We start from the raw sequence: 8,571 nt of genomic DNA, 5'->3' as shown, positions 1-8,571 counted from the left end.
TCGGCACGCGTCTTTCACTCACGAACCAGCAAGTGGCGTCCCCTAGGGGATTCGAACCCCTGTTACCGCCGTGAAAGGGCGGTGTCCTGGGCCTCTAGACGAAGGGGACACTGAAGTCTCAATCGCAAGACGCCTTGCTTCTTTACGTTCATCAGACAATCTGTGTGAGCACTACAAAGGCAGGTTCTTTAAGGTAAGGAGGTGATCCAACCGCAGGTTCCCCTACGGTTACCTTGTTACGACTTCACCCCAGTCATGAATCACAAAGTGGTAAGCGCCCTCCCGAAGGTTAAGCTACCTACTTCTTTTGCAACCCACTCCCATGGTGTGACGGGCGGTGTGTACAAGGCCCGGGAACGTATTCACCGTAGCATTCTGATCTACGATTACTAGCGATTCCGACTTCATGGAGTCGAGTTGCAGACTCCAATCCGGACTACGACATACTTTATGAGGTCCGCTTGCTCTCGCGAGGTCGCTTCTCTTTGTATATGCCATTGTAGCACGTGTGTAGCCCTGGTCGTAAGGGCCATGATGACTTGACGTCATCCCCACCTTCCTCCAGTTTATCACTGGCAGTCTCCTTTGAGTTCCCGGCCTAACCGCTGGCAACAAAGGATAAGGGTTGCGCTCGTTGCGGGACTTAACCCAACATTTCACAACACGAGCTGACGACAGCCATGCAGCACCTGTCTCACAGTTCCCGAAGGCACCAATCCATCTCTGGAAAGTTCTGTGGATGTCAAGACCAGGTAAGGTTCTTCGCGTTGCATCGAATTAAACCACATGCTCCACCGCTTGTGCGGGCCCCCGTCAATTCATTTGAGTTTTAACCTTGCGGCCGTACTCCCCAGGCGGTCGATTTAACGCGTTAGCTCCGGAAGCCACGCCTCAAGGGCACAACCTCCAAATCGACATCGTTTACGGCGTGGACTACCAGGGTATCTAATCCTGTTTGCTCCCCACGCTTTCGCACCTGAGCGTCAGTCTTTGTCCAGGGGGCCGCCTTCGCCACCGGTATTCCTCCAGATCTCTACGCATTTCACCGCTACACCTGGAATTCTACCCCCCTCTACAAGACTCTAGCCTGCCAGTTTCGAATGCAGTTCCCAGGTTGAGCCCGGGGATTTCACATCCGACTTGACAGACCGCCTGCGTGCGCTTTACGCCCAGTAATTCCGATTAACGCTTGCACCCTCCGTATTACCGCGGCTGCTGGCACGGAGTTAGCCGGTGCTTCTTCTGCGGGTAACGTCAATCGCCAAGGTTATTAACCTTAACGCCTTCCTCCCCGCTGAAAGTGCTTTACAACCCGAAGGCCTTCTTCACACACGCGGCATGGCTGCATCAGGCTTGCGCCCATTGTGCAATATTCCCCACTGCTGCCTCCCGTAGGAGTCTGGACCGTGTCTCAGTTCCAGTGTGGCTGGTCATCCTCTCAGACCAGCTAGGGATCGTCGCCTAGGTGAGCCGTTACCCCACCTACTAGCTAATCCCATCTGGGCACATCTGATGGCATGAGGCCCGAAGGTCCCCCACTTTGGTCTTGCGACGTTATGCGGTATTAGCTACCGTTTCCAGTAGTTATCCCCCTCCATCAGGCAGTTTCCCAGACATTACTCACCCGTCCGCCGCTCGTCACCCGAGAGCAAGCTCTCTGTGCTACCGCTCGACTTGCATGTGTTAGGCCTGCCGCCAGCGTTCAATCTGAGCCATGATCAAACTCTTCAATTTAAGTTTGATGCTCAAAGAATTAAACTTCGTAATGAATTACGTGTTCACTCTTGAGACTTGGTATTCATTTTTCGTCCGAGGACGTTAAGAATCCATGTCACTTTGAGTGCCCACACAGATTGTCTGATAAATTGTTAAAGAGCAGTTGCGACGCGCTTTAGCGCTCTGTCGCGAGGTGGCGTATATTACGCTTTCCTCTTTCAGAGTCAACCCGTTTTTCAGGATTTTTCTCTGCAACCGAACCGGCTGTTTGTGTGAAGTGATTCACATCNGCCGTGTCGATGGAGGCGCATTATAGGGAGTTCGCCGGAAGTAGCAAGCGTTAAAATAGAAAAATCTTATCGACCGCTCATTATTTGAACTTTTCGCGAATTCATCTTCTTACCATTAAAGGCGCAATCCCAGTGTTCATGNGGCCTGCAGCGCAATTTACGCTAAGATCGGTTTTTGGCAAAAATGTGATTTTTCTCTCTTACCCAACGCCATTATCGCGCCGATGGTGAATTAAGCACCACTCTTGACCCACGACAATGCGCCCGCCCGGCCCTCATTTCTATAATCAGGCCCGTTTCTTCTTACTGGTAATAATCGATGGCTTATCAACTCAACATTAACTGGCCCGAGTTTTTAGAAAAATACTGGCAGAAACAGCCGGTGGTATTAAAAAACGCGTTTCCGGACTTCGTCGACCCGATTACTCCGGACGAGCTGGCCGGATTAGCCATGGAGCCGGAAGTCGACAGCCGGCTGGTCAGCCTGAAAAACGGCAAATGGCAGGCCAGCAATGGTCCTTTTGAACATTTCGACGGGCTGGGCGAAACCGGTTGGTCCCTGCTGGCCCAGGCGGTAAACCACTGGCATATGCCGGCCGCCGAGCTGGTGCGTCCGTTCCGCGTACTGCCGGACTGGCGCCTGGACGACCTGATGATCTCCTTCTCCGTCCCCGGCGGCGGTGTCGGCCCGCATATCGATCAGTATGACGTCTTTATTATTCAGGGCATGGGCAGCCGCCGGTGGCGCGTGGGTGACAAGCTGCCGATGCGTCAGTTCTGTCCGCATCCGGCACTGCTGCACGTCGATCCGTTCCCACCGATCATTGATGAAGATCTGCAGCCGGGCGACATCCTCTATATTCCACCGGGATTCCCGCACGACGGCATAACCCACGAAACCGCCCTGAACTACTCCGTCGGCTTCCGCGGGCCAAACGGCCGCGACCTGATCAGCAGCTTCGCCGACTATGTGCTGGAGAACGATCTCGGCGGCGAGCACTACAGCGATCCGGACCTCACCTGCCGCGAGCATCCGGGCCGGGTTGAAGAGTATGAACTCGAACGTCTGCGCACCATGATGATCGATATGATTCGCCAGCCGGAAGACTTCAAGCAGTGGTTCGGCAGTTTCGTCACCACCCCGCGTCACGAGCTGGATATTGCGCCGGCGGAACCACCGTATGAAGAAGAGGAAGTGGTCGATGCGCTGCTGGGTGGTGAAAAGCTTTCCCGCCTGAGCGGCCTGCGCGTTCTGCATATCGGCGACAGCTTCTTCGTGCATAGCGAACAACTCGACACCACCGATGCCGAAGCGCTGGATGCGCTGTGTCGCTATACCTCATTAGGCCAGGAAGAGCTCGGCAGCGGCCTGCAGAATCAGGCGTTCGTGAGCGAACTGACGCGGCTGATTAATCAGGGCTACTGGTACTTCGAAGAGTAAGAGAGTCGCGATACTGCGGGCAGCCGCCTGGCGCTGCCCGGTTTCTTTTATGACTCATCGTCAGTAAAGAGCTGTTCAATCGATTTGGTCGGATAAAACAGTAAGTTACTATTTTCATCCACGAGCTGTATAAACCCCAGACGAAGATAGAATGCTTTAGCCTTCTCATTAAGGGCTTCAACAAACAATCCGTAGATGCCAACGGCTTTAGACGCTCCCCACACCACTCGCATCGCATGGGCAACCAACATCTCTCCCCAGCCCTGCCCCTGAACAGATTTATCAATGGCTAGCCGCCCGAGGGTTACGCTTGGCGCATTTTGATACGGGATTTTCTTTTGCTGAGTTTTAGACGGCAACATGCCTCGCTCGAAACAACTCCCCGATAAGGTGTAATAACCCAGCAACCTGGGAACGGTATCCCCGGAGACCAGCGCATAACCCCTTAAGATTTGTCCATCGTGCTGCCGCTTGAGGTGCTCTTTTAAAAACGTATTCAGCGCTTCCTCGCCGCAATCAAATCCAGTGATATCGTAGCTGAACGCATCGGCAATCATCTCAATCGTCAGTTGCTGCTCCATTAGCTCTACCTTACCTGGTTTGTAGACGCTTCGCTGCACGTTTCAGTCGATCATTCGGGGCTGGCGGTTGGGTAATCGCCTCCATCACCAGGCTCCATGATTGCTCATTGAGGACCATTCTGCGGTGCTGCTCAATCACTTCCGCAGCACGTTCTGAGGCACTGGCAACCACAAACTGGGTAATCGTCTGATTCGAAATTGCCGCAGCTTCCTCGATGATGCTCTTATCATCATCGGTTAATCTCAAATCTATACGCTGCTTTTTAAGTGCGGGCATACGTTATCTCCGGCCTGTTGCAAACTTCATGTACGGTTATTTTCCGTACATTTAATATAGCGACAGAAAGCCACATACTCAACTATCACTCGCGGATTGCGCCTATTTCGGCAACACTACAATAAACCGCGTCGAGCGCAGATCGGACTGCGCCGCCACGCTGCCGTGGTGGGCTCCGACAATCGATTTCACAATCGCCAGGCCGATGCCGCTGCCCTCCCCTTTGCGCTGGCGCGAGGGGTCGACGCGATAGAATCGGTCAAACAGCCGCGGCAGATGCTCGGCGGCAATCGGCGTACCGGGGTTCTCCACCACCAGGCGTACCGTCTCCGCGCTTTCGCTCAACTGGATGGTCACCGCCTGCCCGGCCGGCGTATAGCGAATCGCGTTCGACAGCAGGTTGCTGATTGCCCGCCGCAGCATCAGCGGATCGCCCGTCACCCGGCAGGGGCTACCGACAAAACGCAGCGCCACCGCCTTCTCTTCCGCCCACGCCTCGAAAAACTCAAACACCTTATGCACTTCCTCGGCCAGATCCAGCGCCTGTTGCTCAGGGATCAGCTGGTTATTATCCGCCTGAGCGAGGAACAGCATATCGCTGACCATCCGCGACATCCGCGAGAACTCTTCGAGATTGGAATACAACACCTCTTCCAGCTCCTGCTGGCTGCGGCTCTGGCTTAAGGCGATTTCAGTTTGCGTCACCAGGTTGGTGATCGGCGTGCGGATTTCATGGGCGATATCGGCGGAGAAGTTGGACTGGCGGGTAAAGACATCCTCTATGCGCTCCAGCATATGGTTAAACGACAGCGCCAGCCGCTCCAGCTCGACAGGCACCGCCTGCGGGTCAAGGCGCACATCGAGATCCCGCGAGGTAATATTCTGGATCTGGCGACTGATCTGGCGGATCGGCTTATGCCCCTGGTAGACCACAAACAGCACGATGGCGATGATCAGCAGGCTGATTATCGACGCCGCGGAGATCAGCTTCGCTTTCAGCTCATTAATATAGTGCAGGTGAAAATCGATGGATAAGGCCATCAGCAGGTGGTACGCCGGTTTACCGTCCGCCTGCTTGCCCAGCGGCAGCATGATCAGCCGCCAGGCGCGGGTTTCCATTGGATGATTATCGTGCGCCATTGCCCGCGGCTGCGGATCGGTCCATGAAATCACATTCCCGTCGCGGAGCTGCATCGCCAGCCCCGGCGTACTCAGCATATGGCTGAGATCCGGCCCGTTGGGCGACTGGAACAGAATATTGCCCTGGCCATCGTCCAGGCAGATGAAGACGTTAGCGTAGCCCGCAATGATATTCTTCACGATCTCCAGCCGCCGCGCCTGCGGGTAGTCAGCGTGGTCGAGGACCGTCTCCAGGGTGGTGCTGAGCTGTCTGAGATCGTGAACGTCGCGCTCTTCAAAGTGGGCCTTCACCGAATGGATCATGATCCAGGTGAAGGCGAAGAAAGCAATGATGGTGGCGAGGCTAATAAAGAAGGTCAGCCGGGTGGCCAGGGAAAAGGGGCGCTTAGCGGCCATCCGGCACCTCAAGCATATAGCCGACGCCGCGCACGGTCTGGATCAGCTTCGGCTCGAAGTCGTTATCAATTTTGGCGCGCAGCCGCTTCACCGCCACGTCAATGGCGTTAGTGTCGCTGTCGAAGTTCATATCCCAAACCTGCGAAGCAATTAACGACCGCGGCAGCACCTCGCCCTGATGACGCAGGAAGAACTCCAGCAGCGTGAATTCCTTACTGGTCAGGGTGATGCGGGTGGCGCCGCGCGTCACCTTGCGGCTGACCAAATCGACGCTGAGATCGGCCGCCTGAAACTGGCTTTCGACGATGACCGCCGCCCCGCGGCGCAGCAGAGTACGCACCCGCGCCAGCAGCTCCGCAAAGGCGAACGGTTTTACCAGATAGTCGTCAGCGCCCAGCTCCAGCCCCTTCACCCGATGCTCAATGGTGCCCAACGCGGTAAGCAGCAGGATCGGCATGCCTTTCCCGGCGGCGCGCAGCATGCGCACGATATCCCAGCCGTTCACATCCGGCAGCATGATGTCGAGGATCAGCAGATCGTAATCGCTGGTCATCGCCAGGTGATAGCCGTTGAGGCCGTTATCGGCCAGGTCGACGACGAAGCCGGCCTCGGTGAGCCCTTTGGTCAGGTACTCTCCGGTTTTCTTCTCATCTTCGACAATCAAAATCTTCACGGCAGGCTCCTTCACGCGCGCTTTGTGCGGGTATTCAATTTTAGAGGAGCGCCTCCGGATAGCAATGAAATATCAGGAAAATGACAGCTTTGTCATTTTCCCGTCACGCCCTGAACAGAGCTCGCTACGTAAAGTAGCCGCCATGGATAAATCGTCGAAANNNTCTGCCGCCATGCGCTCAATACAGCTACTTACCCTCAGCGTGATATTTACCTTAACCGGCTGTCTGTCACTTGCTCCGGACTATCAGCGCCCCGCCGCGCCGGTGCCGCAGCAGTTCTCTCTCAGCCAGAACAAGCTGGTTACTGCGACAGCGGGCTACCAGGAGATCGGTTGGCGCACCTTTTTCGTCGACCCGCAGGTGAAAAGCCTGATTAGCACCGCGCTGACCAACAACCGCGATCTACGGATGGCGACGCTGAAAGTGCAGGAGGCTCGCGCGCAATATCGGGTTACCGACGCCGACCGCTACCCGCAATTGAACGGTGACGGCAGCACCACCTATGGCGGCAAGCTCAAAGGCGACACCACCACCAGCAGCGATTATGCCGCCGGCTTAAACCTCAGCTACGACCTCGACTTCTTTGGCCGGTTGAAAAACCTTAGCGAAGCCGACCGACAGAACTTCTTCGCCAGCGAAGAGGCGCGGCGCGCGGTGCATATCCTGTTGATTGCTAACGTTTCACAAAGCTACTTCAACCAGCGGCTGGCGGCAGCGCAGCTGCAGGTGGCCAACGACACCTTGCAGAACTATCAGCAGTCTTACGCCTTCGTTGAAAAACAGCTGCTGACCGGGAGCACCACCGTGCTGGCGCTGGAGCAGGCGCGCAGCATGATCGAAAGCACCCGCGCCGATATCGCCAAACGTCAGGGCCAGCTGGCGCAGGCCAATAACGCCCTGCAACTGCTGCTCGGCAGCTATCAACATCTGCCGGACGATAGCGCCAGCAGCGCGGTAGACCTGCAAGGCGTAACCCTGCCGCCATCGCTCTCCTCAGCGATCCTGCTGCAGCGGCCGGATATTCTGGAAGCCGAACACAGCCTGCAAGCGGCCAACGCCAACATCGGCGCCGCGCGGGCGGCCTTCTTCCCGTCGATCACCCTGACCAGCTCGCTCTCCGGCAGCAGCAGCGAACTCTCCAGCCTGTTTAACGCCAGCGGCGCGATGTGGAACTTCATTCCCAAAATCGAACTGCCGATTTTCAACGCCGGGCGTAATCAGGCCAGCCTCGATCTGGCGGAGATCCGCCAGCAGCAGCAGGTGGTCAACTATGAACAAAAAATCCAGTCCGCCTTTAAAGAGGTGGCCGACGCGCTGGCCCAGCGCCAAAGCCTGGCCGATCAAATTGCCGCGCAGGAGCGCTATCTCGCCTCGCTGAATATCACCCTGCAGCGCGCCACCGCGCTCTATCGCCACGGCGCGGTCAGCTATATCGAAGTCCTGAGCGCCCAGCGCGATATTTTCACCACCCGACAAACCCTGCTGGAACTCAACTATTCCCGTCAGGCTAATGAAATCACCCTGTTCACCGCCCTCGGCGGCGGCTGGATGGAATAACCCAAGGAGTCTTGATGATGAATTCACTATCTCAAATAACCCTGTTCACCCTGCTCTCTGGCGCGGTGTTCGCCGCCCAGGCCGCCGACCCGCACGCCGGTATGGCGATGCACGAGCAGCCCGCCGCCGCGCAGGCGCAAAGCATCCGCGGCAAAGGCGTCATTAAAGCTATTGATATGGATAACAAAAAAATCACTATCGCCCACGAGGCCATCCCGGCGGTGAACTGGCCGCCGATGACCATGCGCTTCACCATCACCCCGCAGACGCAGCTCAACAATGTGAAGGATGGCGACAGCGTGGACTTCACCTTCGTTCAGCAGGGCAATCTGTCGCTGTTACAGGATATCCGCGCCCAATAACGGCCCGGCGACGGTAGGNNNNTCAACAACTGAATGGACGACACATGGCATCCCTGACACTGAAAAATACGGCGCTGATCCTCGGCAGCATGCTGATTGGCGGCGCGCTTACCGCGGCGCTGTACGCCAGANNNNCT

7 protein-coding genes, 1 tRNA gene, 1 rRNA gene and 1 pseudogene (1 of these 10 running past the window's edge) are annotated in these 8,571 nt (G+C 56.3%); 4 read left to right on the top strand and 6 right to left on the bottom strand.

What is annotated here, in order from left to right; all coding sequences use genetic code 11:
- Window positions 1-33: 33 nt before the first annotated feature.
- Both VZP09_RS23720 and VZP09_RS23715 read right to left on the bottom strand, forming a co-directional pair.
- Window positions 34-109, bottom strand: a tRNA-Glu gene (locus tag VZP09_RS23720).
- Between the two features lie 85 nt (window positions 110-194).
- Window positions 195-1,734, bottom strand: a 16S ribosomal RNA gene (locus VZP09_RS23715).
- Between the two features lie 591 nt (window positions 1,735-2,325).
- Between VZP09_RS23715 and VZP09_RS23710 the strand changes: the two genes are divergently transcribed.
- Entirely contained in the window at window positions 2,326-3,447 is a 1,122-nt protein-coding gene (locus VZP09_RS23710) for a ribosomal protein uL16 3-hydroxylase (RefSeq protein WP_012737335.1), read from the top strand.
- A 47-nt stretch (window positions 3,448-3,494) separates the two neighbouring features.
- Here VZP09_RS23710 and kacT read toward each other — a convergent pair whose 3' ends face one another.
- The 4 genes from kacT to cusR all read right to left on the bottom strand — a co-directional run bounded on the left by kacT (window position 3,495) and on the right by cusR (window position 6,514).
- On the bottom strand, window positions 3,495-4,028 hold the full coding sequence (gene kacT, locus VZP09_RS23705; protein ID WP_004178461.1) for a type II toxin-antitoxin system toxin KacT: 534 nt from the start codon (window positions 4,026-4,028) through the stop codon (window positions 3,495-3,497).
- Between the two features lie 10 nt (window positions 4,029-4,038).
- Window positions 4,039-4,305 carry a type II toxin-antitoxin system antitoxin KacA gene (kacA, locus tag VZP09_RS23700; protein ID WP_002887278.1) on the bottom strand — a complete coding sequence of 89 codons (267 nt, stop codon included), beginning with the start codon at window positions 4,303-4,305 and terminating at the stop codon, window positions 4,039-4,041.
- Between the two features lie 102 nt (window positions 4,306-4,407).
- Window positions 4,408-5,841: a Cu(+)/Ag(+) sensor histidine kinase gene (locus VZP09_RS23695; protein ID WP_032415907.1), complete on the bottom strand. Its 1,434-nt coding sequence runs from the start codon at window positions 5,839-5,841 to the stop codon at window positions 4,408-4,410.
- Entirely contained in the window at window positions 5,831-6,514 is a 684-nt protein-coding gene (gene cusR / locus VZP09_RS23690) for a copper response regulator transcription factor CusR (protein ID WP_002887273.1), read from the bottom strand. Before cusR ends, VZP09_RS23695 begins: the two co-directional genes overlap by 11 nt.
- 172 nt (window positions 6,515-6,686) lie before the next feature.
- On the opposite strand from cusR, the gene VZP09_RS23685 reads away from it, so the two are divergent.
- The 3 genes and pseudogenes from VZP09_RS23685 to VZP09_RS23675 all read left to right on the top strand — a co-directional run.
- Window positions 6,687-8,072 carry an efflux transporter outer membrane subunit gene (locus VZP09_RS23685; RefSeq protein WP_064277577.1) on the top strand — a complete coding sequence of 462 codons (1,386 nt, stop codon included), beginning with the start codon at window positions 6,687-6,689 and terminating at the stop codon, window positions 8,070-8,072.
- Window positions 8,073-8,089: 17 nt separating this feature from the next.
- Window positions 8,090-8,434 carry a cation efflux system protein CusF gene (gene cusF, locus VZP09_RS23680; RefSeq protein ID WP_025983237.1) on the top strand — a complete coding sequence of 115 codons (345 nt, stop codon included), beginning with the start codon at window positions 8,090-8,092 and terminating at the stop codon, window positions 8,432-8,434.
- Between the two features lie 44 nt (window positions 8,435-8,478).
- A pseudogene (locus VZP09_RS23675) lies at window positions 8,479-8,571 on the top strand (efflux RND transporter periplasmic adaptor subunit) (it continues 1,170 nt past the right edge of the window).

Origin of the sequence: Klebsiella sp. EMBS2024 (assembly GCF_036233805.1) — a bacterium.
GTDB lineage: Bacteria > Pseudomonadota > Gammaproteobacteria > Enterobacterales > Enterobacteriaceae > Klebsiella > Klebsiella pneumoniae.
Note: the sequence above shows the minus strand (reverse complement) of the source record. Positions and strands in the feature narration are given on the sequence as shown.

Excerpts from the sequence above, each read along its gene's own strand:
- VZP09_RS23685 (WP_064277577.1), top strand. The coding sequence starts at position 6,687 with ATGCGCTCAATACAGCTACTTACCCTCAGCGTGATATTTACCTTAACC.
- kacT (WP_004178461.1), bottom strand. The coding sequence starts at position 4,028 with ATGGAGCAGCAACTGACGATTGAGATGATTGCCGATGCGTTCAGCTAC.
- VZP09_RS23710 (WP_012737335.1), top strand. The coding sequence starts at position 2,326 with ATGGCTTATCAACTCAACATTAACTGGCCCGAGTTTTTAGAAAAATAC.
- kacA (WP_002887278.1), bottom strand. The coding sequence starts at position 4,305 with ATGCCCGCACTTAAAAAGCAGCGTATAGATTTGAGATTAACCGATGAT.
- cusF (WP_025983237.1), top strand. The coding sequence starts at position 8,090 with ATGAATTCACTATCTCAAATAACCCTGTTCACCCTGCTCTCTGGCGCG.
- VZP09_RS23695 (WP_032415907.1), bottom strand. The coding sequence starts at position 5,841 with ATGGCCGCTAAGCGCCCCTTTTCCCTGGCCACCCGGCTGACCTTCTTT.